Origin of the sequence: Chitinophaga niabensis (genome assembly GCF_039545795.1) — a bacterium.
Classification (GTDB): Bacteria; Bacteroidota; Bacteroidia; order Chitinophagales; family Chitinophagaceae; genus Chitinophaga; species Chitinophaga niabensis_B.
In genome coordinates this window covers 5923572-5943675 of sequence record NZ_CP154260.1, presented here as the reverse complement: position 1 = coordinate 5943675, position 20104 = coordinate 5923572, and the positions used below count along the sequence as shown (strand labels likewise).

Here is a 20104-nt window from a genome sequence, read left to right as displayed (position 1 = left end):
TGAAGTAGAAACAGACGGATAGATGAACCGTTATCTACGGAAATTATTGTGTCAATAATCGTTCCACAATTAGGGGAAACCACTTGTGTTCCAGCACCTGTACTTTACGTGCAAGGCTTTCCGGGGTATCCTCTTCTGTAATGATACATTTTTCCTGGAGGATCACACCACCATCGTCATATTTTTCATTCACATAGTGGATGGTGATACCACTTTCTTTTTCTCCTGCGGCCAATACTGCTTCATGTACAAAATGACCATACATCCCTTTTCCTCCGAATTTGGGTAAGAGGGCGGGATGTATATTAATGATACGGTTGGGGAAAGCGGTTACCAGGTTAGCGGGTATCTTCCATAAAAAACCGGCCAATACCACGAGGTCTGTTTGGGCCTCCTCCAGTAACTTAATGTAAGTGTCTCCCCGGAAGAACTGTTCTTTATCTATTAATATAGCGGGGATCTGTTCCTTTTCCGCTATCTTAAAGATACCGGCTTCTGCCTTGTTAGACAGGATGAGCGTGACTTTAGCCAGGCTGGAACCCCTGAAATGGTCTATGATCTTTTGTGCATTACTGCCTGCCCCTGATGCGAATATGGCGATATTTTTCAAGCCCGGTTGTTTAATAAGCTGCAAAAATAGGCAGATAAGACTTTATGAATCAGGTCTTTTTTATTAAATTTAGGGAGTGTGGCCTCCAAATGATCGCAAGTTGATGATTATCATTTAATGGGAATGACTAAAATCATGCGATCACAACCTTTATTATTATAACTTGTTTAAGGGTTATAACGTGAGTAAGGCAATTATTCATTTCATGAGGCATTTCTCCTAATGCAAAAATAGTATCATAGTTACCACGTGGACCTCTTCATTTTGGAAATATGATTTTTATCAGGAATTTATAACGTGATGTGAGGGCAGGCAGGGTATGGTACTACTACAATCAGCTACAGCAAAGCATTTTCGCGGGCGAAGGTCTCGCGGATAATATATAAAAAGTGTTTTCAAAACAAGGGCAACTTTTTTTTAATTGTTGGTAAATTGTCAACATTCTGTCTTATTTTTGCGAGCACTTTTAAAGAAACCTTAGGTCAAATCTAAATAATAGGCTGTGTATCGTGTTTCCATTCGTTTGCGTAAGCAATTTGTGAGTGTTCTTATCCTATGCGTGGGACTTGTTAGTTCATTTTCCGCAGCTGGGGCAGCAGATCCTGGTGCAGGTAAGACGCTATTTCAGCAGAATTGTGCTTCTTGTCACGCCGTTCACAAGAAAGTAACTGGTCCTGCGCTGGCAGGGGTTGAAGATCGGTGGGCTGATAAAAAGCTCCTTCACAACTGGATCCGTAACTCTTCAGCAGTTATTGCCAGTGGCGACAAGTACGCCAATGATCTCTTCAATCAGTACAATAAACTTCCGATGACGCCATTCCCGGCGCTGAAGGATGAAGACATTGATAACATTCTCGCTTATATCAATTCAGTTCCTGTTCCTGGAAAAGGTAACAATAATGGAGGCCCTGAAACAGGCGCAGCTCCTAAAGAAGATGGCGGTAACAGCCTTCTTTTTGGCATTATTACCCTGATCCTTGCTATTGTTGCGGTGATATTGATGCAGATCAACAGCAACCTGAACAAACTGGCTTCAGAGAAAGAAGGTCATGAAAATCCTGAACCTGTTCCTTTCTATAAGAATAAAGCATACATCGCGCTTTGCATTGTATTGTTGTTCGTGGTCGGCGGTTACTTTACTATCCAGGGCGCTATCGGCCTGGGCCGTCAGCAGGACTACATGCCGGAACAACCTATCTTCTACTCCCACAAAGTACACGCAGGTATCAACCAGATCAACTGTTTGTACTGCCACTCTTCCGCAGAAAAGAGCAAACATGCGATGATTCCATCTGAGAATGTTTGTATGAACTGTCACAAGGCTATCAGTGAGTATACTGGTCCGGACCTGTTCACTGCAGAAGGAAAGAAAGTAAATGGTACAGCAGAAATTCAGAAATTATACGACCACGTTGGTTGGGATCCCGCTGCCGGCAAATACACCAAACCTGGCCAGCCTATCGAATGGACTAAGATCCACAACCTGCCTGACCACGTTTACTTCAACCACTCTCAACACGTAAAAGCCGGTCAGGTACAATGTCAGACCTGCCACGGTGAGATCCAGAACATGGACGAAGTACATCAGTTCGCTGATCTTTCCATGGGATGGTGCGTTAACTGTCACCGTACTACTAAGGTGCAGTTCGTGGAAAACAACTACTACAGCATTTTCGAAAAATTACATAACGATATCAGGGACAAGAAGCTGAGCGGTGATGATGTAACTGTAGAAATGCTGGGCGGTACAGAATGTCAAAAGTGCCACTATTAATATATAAGGAAGCTTATGGGGCTTGGCCCACTAGGCAAAGACGTAACTCAACTTTTTTAAATCGTAACTCGATATAATCACATGGAGCAAAAAAAGTATTGGAAAGGCTTGGAGGAGTTGCACAATACAGCTGGGCATCAGGAAACTGTGAAGAACGAATTCAGGGAAGACCTGCCGTTTGAAGAGAGTGAGAGCATGCTGAACGCTACTACCCCCCGCCGGGATTTCTTGAAATACCTCGGGTTTACCACGGCTGCTGCTACAATCGCGGCAAGTTGTGATATCCCTGTGAAGAAGGCCATCCCTTACGTGAATAAACCGCAGGATATTACGCCCGGTGTACCGAACTATTATGCTTCTGCCTATACTACTGACGGTGAATACGTTCCCTTAGTAGTTAAGACCCGCGAAGGCCGTCCGATCAAAATAGAAGGAAACGAAATGTCATCTGTAACCGGTGGTGCTTCCACTGCCAGAGTGCAGGGAACAGTACTGGGCCTGTATGATGTTGCCCGTCTCCGTTATCCCGGTATCAATAAAGGACCTAAAGTTGAGGAACTGGAGAAAAGGATTGCGGAGCTCACCTATGCTGAGCTGGACAAACAGGTGAGCGCAGCGATTGCCGGCAAACCAGTTGTTTTACTGTCTACCACTATCATCAGCCCTACTACTAAAAAACTGATCGGTGAGTTCCTGGCTAAATACCCCGGCTCCCGCCACGTTACCTACGATGCAGTTTCTTACTCCGGTATGTTGCAAGCCAATGAAGCTTCTTACGGAAAGAGAACACTGCCTTCTTACCATTTCGAAAATGCAAAAGTGATTGTAAGCCTGAATGCCGATTTCCTCGGTACCTGGCTGAATCCTTCTGAATACTCCCGTCAGTACGGTACTAACCGTAAGATCAATGCAAAGAATCCGGAAATGAGCAAACATTTCCATTTCGAAAGCATGATGAGCCTTACCGGTGCAAATGCTGATGAAAGGTTCACACACCGTCCTTCTGAAACAGGTGCTGTAGCATTAAACCTGCTAGCTGCATTGGGTGGAGCTGTTTCTGCTCCTGCACTGGCTGATGCTAAACTGAAAGACGGGATCGCCAAAGCTGCCAAAGCTATCCAGGCGAACCCCGGTAAATCCCTTGTGGTATCCGGTTCCAACGATGTGAATGTACAGCTCATTGTAAACGCTATCAATAACCTCGCAGGTTCTAACGGTACTACCATCGACTGGGCAGTGACCAGCAACTACCGCCAGGGTATTGACAGTGAGTTCACCCAACTGGTGAATGACATGAATGCAGGTAGTGTTGGCGCATTGCTGATCTACGGTGCAAACCCTGCTTACAGCTACTATGATGCAAAGAAATTTGCAGAAGGTTTGGCTAAAGTTCCGGTGTCTGTTTCCTTCAACGAACGTTACGACGAAACAACAGAACTCTGTAAATATATTGTTCCTGATCATCACTTCCTTGAAAGCTGGGGAGATGCAGAAGGCCGCACTGGTTACTATGGCTTTATTCAGCCAACCATTGCCCCGCTGTTCAAAACCCGCGCTTTCCAGTCATCTCTCCTGAACTGGAGTGGCAACACTACCGCATGGGAAGATTATCTGAAAACAGAGTGGATCGGTAAACTCGGTTCACAGGAAGCATGGGATAAAGCCCTGCAGGACGGTATCATTGAACCACAAGCTGGTGCTGCTTTAGCTGGCGCCACTTTTGCCGGTGATATTGCTGCTGCCGCTGCTAAGATCTCAAGTGCCAAGAAAGGCGGTAAGCTGGAACTGGTACTGTATGAAAAAGTAGCAATTGGTAACGGTAGGGAAGCCAACAACCCATGGTTGCAGGAAATGCCCGATCCGATCACCCGTTCTACCTGGGATAACTACGCTTGTGTTTCCAACACCCTTGCAAAAACATTCTCTACTGAACTGGGCGATGATTATGAGATCAACGCAGAGAAACAGGTATTGAAGATCAAAGCGAACGGCGTAGAAAAAGAATTGCCTTTGCTGATCGTTCCGGGTATCCATCCTGATGTGATTGCGATTGCAGTTGGTTACGGCCGTGGAAAGAAAGAATTCATTGGTAAAGCTGCCGGCGAAGTAGGCCAGAATGCTTATCCTTTCGTTTCTTCCAACGGACAAACTTTTGATTACTATTCCACAGAAGCAACAGCCGTTGCTGCTGGCAGAAAATATCCGATCGGTCTTACTCAAACGCATAACAGCTACGAAGGCCGTCCGATCGTTAAAGAAACTACCCTCGAAGAATTCATTAAGAATCCTAAAGAGGTGAACGAAGACCGCCACGAGCTGGATCATTATGGAAAAGACTTCCGTAAAGATGCTACGCTGTATCCTGAGCATAGTTATCCTGGTATCAAATGGGGTATGTCCATAGACCTGAACACCTGTTTTGGTTGCGGCGCCTGTGTGGTAGCTTGTACTGCTGAGAATAACGTGGGTGTGGTTGGTAAAGAACAAGTGGTACTGGCACACGAAATGCACTGGCTGCGTATCGACCGTTACTTCAGTGGTGATGAAAACAATCCTGAAGTAGTGTTCCAACCCATGCTTTGCCAACACTGTGATAACGCTCCATGTGAGAACGTTTGCCCGGTAGCTGCTACCAACCACAGTTCTGAAGGTATTAACCAAATGGCTTACAATCGTTGCATCGGTACCCGTTACTGCGCTAACAACTGTCCTTATAAAGTTCGCCGCTTCAACTGGAGAGACTGGAATGGTGCGGACAGCATGGAAGGCAACCTGCACGATACCGGCGATATGAATGATGCACTCACCCGTATGGTATTGAACCCGGATGTAGTTGTTCGTAGCCGTGGTACCATGGAAAAATGTTCTTTCTGCGTTCAGCGTTTACAGGATGCGAAACTGACTGCTAAGAAAGCAGGCCGTCCGATGAAAGATGGAGAAGCGCGTACTGCTTGTCAACAAGCCTGTGCTGCTGATGCGATTGTATTCGGTAACATTAACGATAAAGAAAGCCGTATCTATAAAGTTCGTAATGAAGAGCAGGCAGACCGTTTGTACTATGTTCTGGAAGAAACGCACGTACTGCCATCTATTAACTACCTCGCCAAGATCCGTAACAAGGATGCAGCACCGGTAGCTAAAGCAGGACATGCAGAACATAAAGAAGAAAAAGCTCATCATTAAGTAACAGTTCCGGTAACGGAGCTGAGGCGAAAAAATAGAATTGGTAAAGAATCAGTTTTAAGTTTTGAAACAACGTAGCTCCATCTGAAAGGGTGGGGTGAGCAAAGCTCAAAATACTACTATGCATTTGAAGTACGAATCCACACTGAGAGAACCTTTAGTAGATGGGGTTAAGGATTATCACCAGGTAACGGAGGATATTATCGGGCCTATTGAAGCCAAGCCTGGCAAGCTGTGGTATGTCGGTTTAACTATTTCCGTTTTGCTGCTGCTGTTTGGGGTTTTCTCTGTAACCTGGGAAGTATACTGGGGAACAGGGGTTTGGAACCTGAACAAAACAATTGGCTGGGGTTGGGATATCACCAACTTCGTTTGGTGGGTAGGTATCGGTCACGCCGGTACGCTGATCTCTGCGATCCTTTTGCTGTTCCGCCAGGGATGGCGTACAGGGGTTAACCGCGCAGCGGAAGCAATGACCATCTTTGCGGTAATGTGTGCGGGACAGTTCCCGATCTGGCACATGGGTCGTGTTTGGATGGCATTCTTTGTACTCCCTTACCCTAACACCCGTGGTCCTTTATGGGTGAACTTTAACTCACCACTCTTGTGGGACGTGTTTGCGATCTCTACGTACTTCACCGTTTCCCTGTTGTTCTGGTACTCAGGTCTTTTGCCGGACTTTGCAACTGTACGGGACAGAGCTAAAACTAAACTGCGTAAATATTTATATGGTATTGCTTCTTTTGGCTGGACGGGTTCCACCAAACACTGGCAACGCCACGAAGCATTATCACTGGTGTTAGCCGGTTTGTCCACTCCGCTGGTACTTTCCGTACACACCATTGTATCCTTCGACTTTGCTACTTCTGTAATTCCGGGATGGCACACCACCATCTTCCCTCCTTACTTCGTAGCGGGTGCGATCTTCTCAGGATTTGCGATGGTACAGACACTGCTGATCATCACACGTAAGATCCTGGGCCTGGAAGAATACATCACATTAGGCCACATTGAGGCGATGAACAAAGTGATTGTACTGACAGGTTCTATTGTGGGTGTTGCTTACCTCACAGAATTATTCATGGCCTGGTACTCAGGCAGCAGATATGAATTTGATACCTTCTACAAGTTCCGCGCCGCAGGTCCCCTGGGCTGGAGCTACTGGATCATGATGACCTGTAACGTACTGTCTCCGCAGGTGTTCTGGTTCAGGAAAATGAGAAGGAACATCATGGTTACCTTTATCATGTCTATCATTGTGAACATCGGTATGTGGTTTGAGCGTTTTGTGATCATTTGTACTTCACTGTACCGCGATTATCTTCCATCCAGCTGGGGCTACTATCGTCCGTCCTGGCCTGAGGTTGGTTTCTACCTTGGAACATTCGGCCTGTTCTTTACCTGTTACTTCCTCTTTGCTAAATACTTCCCGGTTATTGCAGTTGCTGAGATCAAGCACGTGCTGAAAACTTCCGGTCAGAACTACAAAGAGAAGATGGTGAAATACGAATTGGAAGACAATGATAAGTTTGCGCACGATCAGGCGCATCACTAATGAACTGAATTAGATTAACGGATTATAGAATATTATCCATATGGCTGTTAAAAAATTTGTTGTAGGCAGTTTTGATGATGAGGCGGTATTGTTTCCGGCGGTAAAGAAAGTTCGTTCTGCCGGGTACAAGATTCATGATGTATATACGCCGTTCCCGGTGCATGGCCTGGACCATGCCATGGGCCTGAGAGAAACAAGCCTGCATACTGCCGGTTTCATTTATGGTATTACCGGTACAACTACCGCGTTATCATTCATGAGTTGGGTATTCACAACAGATTGGCCGATGAACATCGGTGGTAAACCTCACTTTCCTTTACCCGCATTCATACCCATCACTTTTGAGTTAACGGTATTGTTTGCAGCGGTAGGTATGGTGATGACCTTTATGTATCTCTGCCAGCTGGCACCTTTTGTAAAGAAACATGTGTTCCATCCCCGTCAGAGCGATGACCTGTTTGTGATGGTGATAGAGCTGACAGAAAAAACACGTGCAGAGGAAGTGAAAGCTTACCTGGACAGTGTTGGTGCGAAAGAGATCAACGAGCAAGAAGTAGAAGCCGGCTGGTGGCTGGGCCGTTTCGATAAAGAAGACAAGTTATTCAGTCAGCGTACTACACCAGTGAACGCGTAATCAAAAAGAAAGATCAGTTAGAAATAAATATTTTGATGAAAAGGACTTCCAACATACTGATTGTAGCTGCCTTAGCCGGTGGAGCCTTACTGGCCGCCTGTAATAAGGGAGCACATAATAGAAAGCCCGGTAAGATCTATGTGCCAGATATGTACGAATCCCGTGCATACGAGTTTTACAATGGTCGCCTGACCAGTCTGAAACCCGTTGATGGTACTGTAAAGAGAGGGTCGCTGCTTCCTTATCACCTGAAAGCAGAGGATACGGCACAGGCGAACCTGGTTAAGAATCCGTTGGCGTTGGACGAAGCCGGTATCAAAGAAGGTAAACGCCTGTATGATATCTACTGCGGTGTTTGCCATGGTCAGAAACTGGATGGTAACGGACCACTTTACAAAGGTGGTGACGGTCCATACCCAGCAGCCCCTGCTAACATGCTTACCGGTAAAGTACTGGGTTACACAGAGGGACGTATCTTCCATGTGATCACTTTCGGTTACAATGTGATGGGTAGTTATGCCAGCCAGCTGGATATGGAGCAACGCTGGAAAGTGGTAGGTTATATCAAGCAGATGCAGAACGGTGGAAAAGCTCCGGCAGCAACACCTGCAGCAGCGCCTGCTGATTCAACAGCACCTGCAACTGCAGCAACCGTAGTGGCAGCGAAATAATTTGTTTTAAACGCATTTCAACTTAGTATTTTAATATACAACAGTAATGAAGGACCAATTTGTAGTACCAGCAAGATTAAAAACGACCAGCTTTGTGCTTTTGGGCATTGGCTTGCTGACTTTTTTGATCGGATTATTTGTGTTCAATGATGAACATGGAGCTACCCGCTTCTGGGCTGGCATTTTGCAGAACAGCACTTACTTTTTGCTGATCGCACTGGCCAGTACTTTCTTCATTGGCGTAACCACCCTGGCACATGGCGGCTGGCAGCTTGGTTTCAGGAGAGTTCCTGAAGCTATCTCTATGGCTGTTCCTGTATTAGGAGGTATCCTGCTTGTGGTGTTGGGTTTTCTGATCTTCGGTCACAAAGGTCATATCTACCATTGGCTGAACCCACATGGCGATAAGATCCTGGAGAATAAATCTCCTTTCCTGAACGCTTCTTTCGTATCCATTGCCTCCGTGATCACTATTGGTTTATGGTCTGCATTGACGATCAAGCTGCGTAAGATGTCTCTGGAAGAAGATACCTGGACGATGGATGCAGAAGCCGGTAAACGTCTTCTCTGGAGGAACACAGTTTGGTGTGCAGGTTTCATTGTTGTATTTGCATTGTCTGTTGGTTCTACCACCCCCTGGATCTGGTTAATGAGCATTGATGCGCATTGGTTCTCTACTATGTACAGCTGGTATACATTTGCCAGTACTTTTGTATCCGGTATGTCCCTGATCGCATTGTTCGTAATATATCTTAAGTCTAAAGGTCATCTGGTTTATGTAACAGATGAGCATTTACATGACCTGGGTAAATTCATGTTTGCGTTCAGCATTTTCTGGACTTACCTCTGGTTCTCTCAGTACATGCTGATCTGGTATGCGAACATGCCGGAGGAAACAGTATACTTCCAGCCACGCGTATGGGGTCCGTTCAGGCCTATTTTCTTCCTGAACCTGATCATCAACTTTATTGCACCGCTGCTGGTATTTATGAAGCGCTCTACAAAACGTAACAATACTACGGTAGCTTTCATGGCTGGTGTGATCATCTTTGGTCACTGGCTGGATTTCTTCCAGATGGTAATGCCAGGTACAGTACACGAACTTAATTTCCCTTGGTATGAATTGGGTCTTGGCCTTGGTTTTGTGGGCCTGATCATCTGGATCACCGGTAACCAGCTGGCTAAAGCACCACTGGCTCCCAAGAACCATCCTTACCTGAAAGAAAGTATCGTACACCACACCTGATGCGTGGCGTAGCACAAGAAGAATGAACGTATAGCATTAGATAACTTAATTATTATTCATAGCAATGTCAGGATTTTTAGCAGTTTTAGTAGTTGTTCTCATATTCGTCGTGATCTTCCAGATTGCGAAGGCTAGCGAATATGTGTCCATTCTGAAAGGTGAAAAGAAATCGCGCGAGCAATCCAACCGCATTAACGGTTTCCTGATGATCGTATTCCTGGTATTGGGATTGATTGGGGTGTGGTGGTGTCATGATCTTTTCGAAGGCAGGATGTTGGGTGAATCTGCTTCCGTTCAGGGAGATGGGATTGATAGCCTGATCAGGGTAACTTTCATCATCACCATGATCGTGTTTGTGATCACACAGATATTACTGTTCTGGTTCGCATTCAAATTCCAGGAGAAAGATGGCCGTAAAGCGTTCTATTTCCCGCATAATAATAAACTGGAATTGATCTGGACGGTGATCCCTGCGATTGTACTGACCATCCTGGTAGCTTTTGGTATCCGCCACTGGTTGCGCATCACTTCAGAAGCACCGAAAGATTCCATGATCGTGGAAGTAACCGGTAAACAGTTTAACTGGGTGGTTCGCTATCCTGGTAAAGACGGACAGTTGGGCCGCAGGAACTTCAAACTGATTGACAATGCAATAAACCCATTGGGTCAGGATTGGGCGGATAGCCTGAATACGGATGATGTGATTGCTCCGGACCTGCACGTAGTGGTAAATAAGAATGTAAAACTGATCATTGGTTCCCGTGATGTGGTGCATGACGTTGGTTTGCCTCACTTCCGTCTGAAAATGGACGCAGTACCCGGTATCCCAACCACACTCTGGTTAACGCCAAAGTATACTACTGCGGAAATGAGGAAGAAAACAGGGAATCCTGATTTCGTATATGAACTGTCCTGCGACCAGATGTGTGGTGCCGGTCACTATTCAATGAAGGCTAATATCATCGTGGAAACACAGGCAGAATATGATGCCTGGGTTGCATCGCAGCCTACACAGTTTGCACAGGCGCATCCGGCTCCGGCTGCTCCTGCCGCACCAGCTGGTACACCTGCGGTTGCAGATACAGCAAAAACGGTAGCACAGGCGCATTAATTTGTGAGGACTTTAGATTGATTTTTGAAGGAGTAAAAAATTAAAGAAATGGCCGGGAGCCTGCCCCGTTTACCGGCTGATCATAAACAGAACTTATTATGAGTAACGAAGCAACATTGCACAATCAGGATTTAATGCATCACGGTGTGGAGCATGGGCATGGTAATGGCCATGATGGTCACGACCATCATCATGAGGAAACATTCATCTCGAAGTATGTTTTCAGCATGGACCATAAGATGATTGCAAAGCAATTCCTCATTACGGGTATTATCTGGGCCATCATTGGTGCATTTTTCTCTGTATTGTTCCGTTTGCAACTGGGTTATCCTGATGCTACTTTCCCCTGGCTGGAAAGCATCCTGGGTCATTGGGCCGAAGGTGGCAGGATCACGCCTGAAGCGTATTATGCGCTGGTGACCATGCACGGTACCATTCTTGTATTCTTTGTATTAACAGCGGGCCTTAGCGGTACCTTCTCCAACCTGCTTATTCCTTTGCAGGTAGGTGCACGCGATATGGCTTCTCCGTTTATGAACATGCTCAGCTACTGGTTCTTCTTCCTGGCCAGCTGCCTGATGATGGCTTCTCTGTTTGTGCAAACAGGCCCTGCTTCCGGTGGATGGACATCTTATCCTCCATTGAGTGCATTGGGCGATGCTTCTATTGGTTCTAAAATTGGTATGGACCTCTGGCTGATGAGTATGGCGATCTTCGTTGTATCATCCCTGTTAGGTTCCCTTAACTATATTTCCACCATCCTGAACATGCGTACGAAAGGCATGAGCATGACCAAGATGCCGCTCACTATCTGGGCGTTCTTCTTCACAGCTGTGCTTGGTGTATTGTCTTTCCCCGTGTTGCTGAGTGGTTTCGTACTGTTGCTGTTCGACCGTCATGGTGGTACCAGCTTCTACCTGAGCGAGATCTTTATAGCGGGTAAAGTATTACCTAACGAAGGTGGTTCTGCTATCCTCTATCAGCACTTGTTCTGGTTCCTTGGTCACCCTGAGGTGTATATCATCATCCTCCCTGCGATGGGTATGGTATCTGAGATCCTGGCGGTGAACTCCCGGAAACCGATCTTCGGTTACCTGGCAATGGTGGGTTCTATCTTTGCGATCACTTTGCTGGCCTTCCTCGTATGGGCGCACCACATGTTCGTAACAGGATTGAATCCGTTCTTAGGAGCCTTCTTCGTACTCTTAACATTACTGATTGCGGTACCTTCCGCCATCAAGGTGTTCAACTGGATCACTACCATCTGGCGCGGAAATATCAGGTTCACACCTGCTTCCCTGTTCTCTATCGGTTTTGTGAGCACGTTCATCTCTGGTGGTTTAACAGGTATCTGGTTAGGTAACTCTGCAATAGATATTCACCTGCATGATACCATGTTTGTAATTGCACACTTCCACATTGTAATGGGTGTGTCTGCATTCTTCGGTATGTTTGCCGGTATCTACCACTGGTTCCCTAAAATGTACGGCCGCTATATGAACCAAACACTGGGCTTCATCCACTTCTGGATCACGCTCGTAGGTGCTTACCTCATCTTCTGGCCAATGCACTACATGGGTATGGCTGGTATGCCACGCCGTTACTTCGATTACTCTAACTGGACGTCTTTCAACATGTTCGGCGGGCTGAATGAATTCATCAGCTTTGTGGTGATCATTGTGTTTGCTACACAACTGTTATTCGTTTTCAACTTCTTCTATAGCATATTCAAAGGCCGTAAGCTCACCACACCAAATCCGTGGCAGGCTACTACCCTTGAGTGGACCACTCCGATCAATCCCGGTCACGGTAACTGGCCTGGTGAAATTCCGGAAGTACACCGTTGGGCTTATGATTACAGTAAGGATGGTAAGGACTTCATTCCTCAAACCGTTCCTGTATCGCCTGACGAATCCAAGCACTAGTTGAAGGAATTTGCGAAGGAGATAAGAAATTGTGAAGAAATAAAATGTTGCAAGAAAATTCCATAAAGTTGTCGGTATCATACGCCATTGCGAGTAGAGTAAGGGATTACTTCATGATGATGAAATTCACACTCACATTCATGGTGGTATTCTCCTGTGTGGTTGCGTATTTACTGGCACCCGGTGTGAAATTTGAATTGCTGAAAGTTCTTTTATTATTTGCGGGTGGTATACTGGTATCCGGTTCTGCCAACACTATCAACCAGATACTTGAAAAAGACACAGATAAGCTGATGGCCCGTACGGCCACAAGGCCTATTCCGGCCGGCAGATTGTCTGTATCAGAGGCAAGTATTGTGGCACTGGTAACAGGCCTGGCAGGAATTGCCATCCTGGGTTTTGGTTTTAACTGGCTCGCGGCAGGTGTTAGTCTTGCTTCCCTGGTGTTGTATGGTTTTGTATATACCCCCTGGAAGAAATGGAATTCACTGGCAGTGCTGGTAGGTGCTATCCCCGGAGCTTTACCTCCATTGATCGGCTGGGTGGCAGGTGCCAACAGTTTCTCTGAAGGAGGATGGGCTTTGTTTGCGATACAGTTCCTGTGGCAGTTTCCGCACTTCTGGGCAATAGCCTGGGTAGCGCATACTGACTATACAAGAGCTGGTTTCAAACTGATGCCAACAGACAGAGGGCCGGGTAAAGTGATTGCATTGCAATCCGCGATGTATGCCATGTTACTGATCCCTGCGGGTGTAGCACCTTACCTGTTGAAGATAACAGGGCCTATTTCCGCAATAGTAGCCATCCTGATCGGCGGTTTTTATTTATATCGCGCGATTGAGCTGTACCGGAAATGTGACGTGCCGTCTGCCCGCAAACTGATGTTTGGATCATACATTTACCTGGCAGTGATATTGCTGGGGTTGTTGTTTGATAAAGTAAATTTGTGAGGGAAATGATTACAATGAGCGCATCAAGAAATAAGATACATCCGCACAAGTATTCCATGTGGATCGCCATGGCCAGCATCACGATGATGTTCATAGGATTCACCAGCGCTTATGTTGTGAAACGGGCACAGGCTAACTGGCAGAGCTTTAGCCTGCCTACTATCTTCTGGGTATCTACCGCATTGATCCTCACCAGTAGTCTGACCATTCACTTAGCCCTGCGCCAGTTCAAAGCGCGTAACATGAGCAGTTATAAACAACTGATCACGTTAACGGCCTTACTGGGAATTGCATTTGCTGTTTGCCAGGTGATCGGTTTTTCAGACATGAAGAACCATGGCCTCACATTGGATAGTACGGTTTCCGCCTCTTTCATTTATGTGATCGTTGGCGCACACATCCTGCACGTACTGGGTGGTGTGATTGTACTGCTGATACTTTTTGCAAGGGCTTACAGAACAAGGATCAGAACTTACAGCGCTGTGCCGATTGAAGTAGCTTCTACCTATTGGCATTTTGTGGATGGCCTGTGGATCTATCTGTTGATCTTTTTCAGCCTTGCGAGATAATTAAGATACTGTTTAGAAAAATAAAATTCATAATTCGTACAAATGGATAACGCAGTAACAGCGAAGAAAAAATGGTGGAGCGGTGGGCATTCGCCCTTCAGTGTGAGCTATGGCAAGTTGATGATGTGGTATTTCCTGATCTCGGATGCCTTTACGTTCGGCGCATTGCTGATCGCATATGGTACCCAAAGATTCATGGCTCAAGCCTGGCCTGATCCGAACGAAGTGTTCAAATCGTTCCCTTTAATGGGGCATGCCAATTTGCCGCTGGTATTTGTGAGCTTGATGACCTTCATCCTGATCATGAGTTCCGTTACCATGGTATTAGCCGTACACGCAGGTCATCACATGGATAAGAAAGCCGTTGCAAGATGGCTGATCCTCACCATCATTGGAGGTATCATGTTCCTGAGCTGCCAGGCCTGGGAGTGGACGCACTTACATCATGAAGGTGCATGGTGGGGCAGGAATCCTTTCCTGAATCACGATGGTTCTGCAGCACTTTCCACTAACTTTACTGACTTCTTCTTTACCATTACCGGGTTCCACGGTTTGCACGTAACTTCCGGTGTGGTGCTGAATATCATTGTACTGATCAATGTATTGAAAGGTACTTATGAGCACCGCGGCCATTATGAAATGGTGGAGAAGGTAGGGCTGTACTGGCACTTTGTAGACCTGGTTTGGGTATTTGTATTCACCTGTTTCTACCTGCTGTAAGAACAGGGCTCGTAAAAAGAATTGAACTAATTAATATAAAAGAATTTACAGATCATGGCGCATACACATTCTGCAACCACAAACGGGAAAGATCCAGCCGTAAAGAAAATCTGGAAAGTGTTCTGGATCCTGTTAGTTATTACTTCTGTGGAAGTAGGTCTGGCATTTTTACACCTGGAAACAGGTTTTCCCAGTAAGCTGTGGCTGAACTCCATTTTCATTCTCCTGACGCTGCTGAAAGCATTCTATATCGTTGCGGAGTTCATGCACTTACGCCACGAAGTAAAGAACCTGATCATGACGATCCTGTTCCCTTTGCTGCTGTTCGTATGGTTCATTATTGCATTCCTGATGGACGGTGATTCCTGGAAGAAGATGAGAACAAACCTTTCTCCCGGTACACCGGCAGTAAAAGAAGCTCCGGCGCCTAAGCCAGCTCATCATTAACAAGAATAGTTCAAAATATCGCAAATGTAAAAGTGATTCCATCCACGTTGATAGAGCTCACTTTTACATTTTGCATTTATAAACCTTTTTAAATCTACCGTCATCTCAAAGAAAGCATTACTCGGTGTAGCGTTGGCCATTTTAGTGCCACTGGCAGGATACCTGATCGTAGATCATTATGGTAAGAATATCGTGCATGTTCCGCCTTTCCTGATCGCGGAGAGAGTGGATACCATTGTAAAGGATGGTAAAACCACTTATGATACGGTATATCACCAGATCAAGGATTTTACCCTTACCAACCAGTTGGGTGAACAGGTGCATATGAAAGACAGTGAAGGTAAGATCAGGATCGTGAGCTTCTTTTTTACGAGCTGCCCGCAGATCTGCCCTACCCTTACCACGCATCTGAAAATGGTACAGGAAGCTTTTAAGAAGAATGAGGAACTGGTGCAGATCCTTTCTTTAAGTGTGGACCCGGAAAGAGATACGGTGAAATCCCTGAAGAAGTATGCAGACAAGTATACCATCGATCCCAAGAACTGGTGGTTACTGACCGGGGATAAAAAAGAGATCTATGACCTAGCGCGGCATGAGTTTTTTGTGAATGCCTTAGAAGGGAATGGCGGGCCGGATGATTTTATCCATACAGAGAAATTTGTTGTGATAGACAAGGACCGCTATATCCGTGGATACTACAATGGGCTGGATACAAATGATGTGCGCCGGATGGTGAACGATATTGCTGTTTTACATATTGCTAAAGACAAGAAGAAGCCTGGCCTTATAAAGCGGCTTTTCTCCTCTGGCGATTAAATAAGGATTATGAGTTTAAAGAATAAGAACCTGAATATACCCATTGCGATCATATCCATTGTGATACCTCTGCTGGTAGCTATTTTGTTTATTATACCAAAGCCGGATATTGAGGCTGGTTTTGATGTGAAGCTGATGCCGTTCTTTCATGCCGTATTGAATTCCGGAACTGCGGTATTATTGGTGGCGAGCCTCGTTTTCATCAAGAACGGGCGGCGGAGAGCCCATAAGTGGACGAACCTTACAGCGGTGGGGCTTTCTGTTCTTTTCCTGCTGTCCTACGTTACTTATCACTTCCTCACGGAAAGCACAAAGTTTGGCGATGTTGATCATAATGGTATTGTGGATGCTGCTGAGCTGGGGATGATAGGAGGTATACGTTATCTATATTACTTCCTGCTGCTGACACATATCCTGCTGGCCGTGATCATTGTGCCACTAGTGCTTTTTACCCTGCTCCGCGCTTTCCAGGATGACAATGTACGTCACCGCAGGATTGCACGGATCACCTGGCCCATTTGGTTCTATGTGGCTGTTACAGGCGTGATCGTATACATTATGATCTCTCCTTACTATTCCTGACGGATATCAGTTCCTGTAGTAAGGAAATACCTTAATTTAGTATTGTGAAAAAGCTGTTATTCCTTATAATGATCATTGCCTTATTGCTGCCTTGCAGTGATCTGCTGGCGCAATGTTCCCTCTGCACCAAAACGGCGCAGCAATTGGGAGAAGGTCCTGCAAAGGGATTGAACAACGGCATCCTGATGCTGGCATTCACACCTTTGGCATTGATGGCCTTCCTGGGCTGGCGCTGGTGGCGTAGCCAAAGGGCAGACTGATGCAGCTTGCTCTGAATAGCAAACTGATACTTCCCATCGAAAGAACTTACTCTTCTTCTTTACTTTCAAATTCCTGGCAATCTAACCGGAGGTCTCCTGCTTTTAACGGAGCATGGATGAGGTGGCAATAGTGCTGTGTTTTGCCTTTCTGTTCATAGAACTGGCAATTAAAGCACATGCGTTGTGGTGTGATAATGAGTTGTTGGTTCAGGTCATGGATAAGGCCCATTAGTTGCTCAAGCAGCCCGGCTTGTTTTTCAGGAGGAATGGCATTCACTGATCCCTGCATGGGGTGTGCGAACTTTTCTACTTTCTTTGCAATCACCTTACCTGCTTTTGTTAATAGGAGCGTATGACTGCGATTATCATAAACGTCTGCTTTCCTTTTTAAGAGGTCCTTTGCTTCCAATGTTTTAATAGCATCACTGATCGTTGCCTTCGTCATGTTAAAATGCGATGCAAGGTGCGTAACTGTCTTAAGCTTTTCTGGATAATGCAGCAGGAAAGTTAATATCTGAACCTGTATGGGGCTGAGGCCATGTTGTTTAGCTTCAAGCCAGAGCAACACCCGAAAGGCTTCAGAAAGTCTTTCCAGTGCCGCTACTACCTTGCTCGCAGTATTGTCTGCCTGATGTTCAGGATTAAAGGTAGATTCCTTTGTCATGTTTTTTTTCCGTATCTTTTTTTATGGTTTCTGTCTTAAAAATTGGTGGGCTTTCGATGGAAGGGGTCGAAATTACGAAAGATTTATCCTGCCCTTTATAGCACATTCATGCTGTTTTCTTAACGATAATAAAACACACAAAATTGTTTGTGAGCTTGGAATTGCGGGGATTTTATCTAAGTTAAAATACGGCTAACAATCTGATCTTTGACTTGTTACCTATTATCAAGTATTATATTTACAGTATTTGAAAACCATTCTGCTTAACGGTAAAAACTCCGCAAATGAAATACTTTGCTTCTTTATTCCATCGAAAAGGCTTGCCTGTAGCGGATTGTACGCCACCCTTGCAGTACATGCATGTGCCTATAGAACGAGTGTTGTATATGGTGATGCGTGTATTTATTTTGGCTGTAAGCTGCAGTATTGTTGCAGTTGGCGGCTTGCTGCTTGTTCGTTTGATCAGTAATGTGTTGTATTTCAACGACTGGTCTGTTGCAGCGGTATCTCCCATCTATCATAATCTTGACATAACTGCGATAGTATTGCCGGTGGCGGGTGTTGCAATAGGTGTGCTGTTAATGCGTAAGTGGAAATTCCTTTCACCGTTAAGTGGTGTGTTGAACATTGGCACTGGTATTCCTTTAGGGCCGGAAGGTATTGCGATGAACTATAGTATGTATACCGGTGAGCATCATGAACTACTGTTGTCTGCAGGTGTTGCGGCAGGCTTTGCTGCGATGTTTGGAACACCATTGGCAGCTATCATATTAGTGAGTGAACTGTTGTATAGGAAATTTATTTCAAAGCGGATCGGTTATATAAGTCTTGCTGCATTTGTTGGCGCTGCTATCCATATGTTATGGTTTGGCCTGGAACCGTTCTTTATACTTCCTTCCTTCGCTATCCCATCTATAGCAGCTATTGGCTTGTATACACTGATAGGTGTAGTAACGGGATTACATTCAGCTATCCTTGTATTTGTTGTACAACAGATCAGGTCTTTTGCAAATGGTTGGGTATGGCCAATTATAAGTGCCGCAGCAGTGGGGTATGCAGGATATCATGCACCGGAGATATTAGGTAACGGTATAGAATACACTGCGATGATGTTGCAGGGTAAAGTAACACTCTCCCTGCTTATCTCGCTGAGTATGATCAAATTTTTACTGATCATCTTTGTATTGGGTACACGTACGTTTGGCGGAATTATATTACCACTGCTTTCTATCGGCAGTGCATTAGGAATATTAAGTGCATTACTATTACAAATGGCATTTCCGGGCACACCTTTGAATCCATCACTGGCGGCGTTTGTGGGCATGGCTGCATTGTTTGCAGGGGTGACGCGGGGATGGATAACTGCTATTGTTTTTGCACTGGAATGTACATGGCAGGGAGAAGGTATTATTCCGCTGCTGTTTGCCTGCACCATCTCCTGGTGCATCTCCGGATGGATGATGAAAAAGGCTGAAACAAAATGATCAGGTATATTGCTGCACTATCTTATATAGGTTAAACCCGGGTCCTTCCATGAGTTGCTGCACTTCTTTATAAAGCGCTTGTTTGTCTACATCCTGCATGCGGCGATGCTGGATCAACTGATATGCTTTTTCTGCCAGTAAGAGGGCTTTGCGTTGTTTATTTCCATGCACCTGCTCCCTGTGTTCATCCAGTGCTTTAATAAGCTCAGCAATCCCCTGCTGCTGGGTGGCAATAGTTTTGATCACGGGTGTTTCCCATTCATCTGTTCTTTTGGTATGGGCGAGGAGGCGGAGGTTTTTTACGAATTCATCTGCTTGGGGGCGGTCTGCTTTATTAACGGCAAAGATGTTCGCTATCTCCATGAGTCCGGCCTTCATGGTTTGTATCTCATCACCTGCTTCCGGTACTACCACTACTACGGTGGTATCTGCAATGCCGGCAATCTCTACTTCACTCTGCCCAACACCTACTGTTTCAATAAAGAGATAGTCGAAACCTGCCGCTTTCACGAGGTCGCTCACTTCCAGGATCTTTGGGCTAAGACCACCAAGGGCACCACGACTGGCCATAGAGCGGATAAATACATCCGGGCTGGAAAAGTGTTCACTCATCCTGATCCTGTCTCCCAGCAAGGCGCCGAAATTGAAGGGAGAAGAAGGGTCTACCGCAATAATGGCTATACGTTTTTGTTGTTGAAGCAGGGCTGTAATGAGGGCATTCACCAGGGTGCTTTTGCCGGCACCGGGAGGACCGGTAATGCCCACTACGCGTGTATGCCCTTCTGCAGGAAGTTCTTCCAGCAAACGGGCATATCCCGGCGCTTCATTCTCTACAAGTGAGATGCAGCGCGCCAATGTTTTGATATCGCCTTGTATGAGACGGCTGAGTAATTGCGCGTACAT

General features: G+C 45.8%; 19 protein-coding genes. 16 read left to right on the top strand and 3 right to left on the bottom strand.

Features of this window, described 5'->3' with window-relative positions; genetic code table 11:
- Positions 1-43: 43 nt before the first annotated feature.
- On the bottom strand, positions 44-610 hold the full coding sequence (gene purN, locus AAHN97_RS23700; RefSeq protein WP_343304588.1) for a phosphoribosylglycinamide formyltransferase: 567 nt from the start codon (positions 608-610) through the stop codon (positions 44-46).
- 538 nt (positions 611-1148) lie between these two features.
- Between purN and AAHN97_RS23695 the strand changes: the two genes are divergently transcribed.
- From AAHN97_RS23695 to AAHN97_RS23625, 15 genes are all read left to right on the top strand, one after another.
- Positions 1149-2384, top strand: a complete 1236-nt coding sequence (locus tag AAHN97_RS23695; RefSeq protein ID WP_343304587.1) for a c-type cytochrome — start codon at positions 1149-1151, stop codon at positions 2382-2384.
- Positions 2385-2465: 81 nt separating this feature from the next.
- Positions 2466-5567 carry a TAT-variant-translocated molybdopterin oxidoreductase gene (locus AAHN97_RS23690; RefSeq protein WP_343304586.1) on the top strand — a complete coding sequence of 1034 codons (3102 nt, stop codon included), beginning with the start codon at positions 2466-2468 and terminating at the stop codon, positions 5565-5567.
- Between the two features lie 121 nt (positions 5568-5688).
- On the top strand, positions 5689-7122 hold the full coding sequence (gene nrfD / locus AAHN97_RS23685; RefSeq protein WP_343304585.1) for an NrfD/PsrC family molybdoenzyme membrane anchor subunit: 1434 nt from the start codon (positions 5689-5691) through the stop codon (positions 7120-7122).
- Positions 7123-7162: 40 nt separating this feature from the next.
- Positions 7163-7756, top strand: coding sequence for a DUF3341 domain-containing protein (locus AAHN97_RS23680; RefSeq protein ID WP_343304584.1), 594 nt, complete (start codon positions 7163-7165; stop codon positions 7754-7756).
- Between the two features lie 35 nt (positions 7757-7791).
- Positions 7792-8427 carry a c-type cytochrome gene (locus tag AAHN97_RS23675; protein ID WP_343304583.1) on the top strand — a complete coding sequence of 212 codons (636 nt, stop codon included), beginning with the start codon at positions 7792-7794 and terminating at the stop codon, positions 8425-8427.
- A 46-nt stretch (positions 8428-8473) separates the two neighbouring features.
- Entirely contained in the window at positions 8474-9673 is a 1200-nt protein-coding gene (locus AAHN97_RS23670; RefSeq protein ID WP_343304582.1) for a quinol:cytochrome C oxidoreductase, read from the top strand.
- A gap of 64 nt (positions 9674-9737) precedes the next feature.
- On the top strand, positions 9738-10784 hold the full coding sequence (locus tag AAHN97_RS23665; protein WP_343304581.1) for a cytochrome c oxidase subunit II: 1047 nt from the start codon (positions 9738-9740) through the stop codon (positions 10782-10784).
- 98 nt (positions 10785-10882) lie between these two features.
- The gene (locus AAHN97_RS23660) at positions 10883-12709 is read left to right on the top strand and encodes a cytochrome c oxidase subunit I (RefSeq protein WP_343304580.1); all 1827 of its coding nucleotides are present in this window, start codon (positions 10883-10885) and stop codon (positions 12707-12709) included.
- Between the two features lie 68 nt (positions 12710-12777).
- Positions 12778-13659, top strand: a complete 882-nt coding sequence (gene cyoE, locus AAHN97_RS23655; RefSeq protein WP_343304579.1) for a heme o synthase — start codon at positions 12778-12780, stop codon at positions 13657-13659.
- A 14-nt stretch (positions 13660-13673) separates the two neighbouring features.
- Positions 13674-14228 carry a cytochrome c oxidase subunit 3 gene (locus AAHN97_RS23650; RefSeq protein WP_343304578.1) on the top strand — a complete coding sequence of 185 codons (555 nt, stop codon included), beginning with the start codon at positions 13674-13676 and terminating at the stop codon, positions 14226-14228.
- Between the two features lie 42 nt (positions 14229-14270).
- Positions 14271-14948: a cytochrome c oxidase subunit 3 gene (locus tag AAHN97_RS23645; protein WP_343304577.1), complete on the top strand. Its 678-nt coding sequence runs from the start codon at positions 14271-14273 to the stop codon at positions 14946-14948.
- Positions 14949-15002: 54 nt separating this feature from the next.
- The gene (locus AAHN97_RS23640; RefSeq protein WP_343304576.1) at positions 15003-15395 is read left to right on the top strand and encodes a cytochrome C oxidase subunit IV family protein; all 393 of its coding nucleotides are present in this window, start codon (positions 15003-15005) and stop codon (positions 15393-15395) included.
- A 132-nt stretch (positions 15396-15527) separates the two neighbouring features.
- Positions 15528-16211, top strand: coding sequence for an SCO family protein (locus AAHN97_RS23635; protein WP_343304575.1), 684 nt, complete (start codon positions 15528-15530; stop codon positions 16209-16211).
- Positions 16212-16220: 9 nt separating this feature from the next.
- Entirely contained in the window at positions 16221-16793 is a 573-nt protein-coding gene (locus AAHN97_RS23630) for a DUF420 domain-containing protein (RefSeq protein ID WP_343304574.1), read from the top strand.
- Between the two features lie 44 nt (positions 16794-16837).
- Positions 16838-17053 (top strand): hypothetical protein, encoded by a 216-nt coding sequence (locus AAHN97_RS23625; protein ID WP_343304573.1) that lies wholly within the window; start codon positions 16838-16840, stop codon positions 17051-17053.
- A gap of 46 nt (positions 17054-17099) precedes the next feature.
- Here the strand turns inward: AAHN97_RS23625 and AAHN97_RS23620 are convergent, their stop codons facing one another.
- On the bottom strand, positions 17100-17717 hold the full coding sequence (locus AAHN97_RS23620) for a MarR family winged helix-turn-helix transcriptional regulator (protein WP_343304572.1): 618 nt from the start codon (positions 17715-17717) through the stop codon (positions 17100-17102).
- Between the two features lie 284 nt (positions 17718-18001).
- On the opposite strand from AAHN97_RS23620, the gene AAHN97_RS23615 reads away from it, so the two are divergent.
- Entirely contained in the window at positions 18002-19201 is a 1200-nt protein-coding gene (locus tag AAHN97_RS23615) for a chloride channel protein (protein WP_343304571.1), read from the top strand.
- On the opposite strand, the gene meaB is transcribed toward AAHN97_RS23615, so the two are convergent.
- Positions 19202-20104 (bottom strand): methylmalonyl Co-A mutase-associated GTPase MeaB, encoded by a 903-nt coding sequence (gene meaB, locus AAHN97_RS23610; RefSeq protein ID WP_343304570.1) that lies wholly within the window; start codon positions 20102-20104, stop codon positions 19202-19204.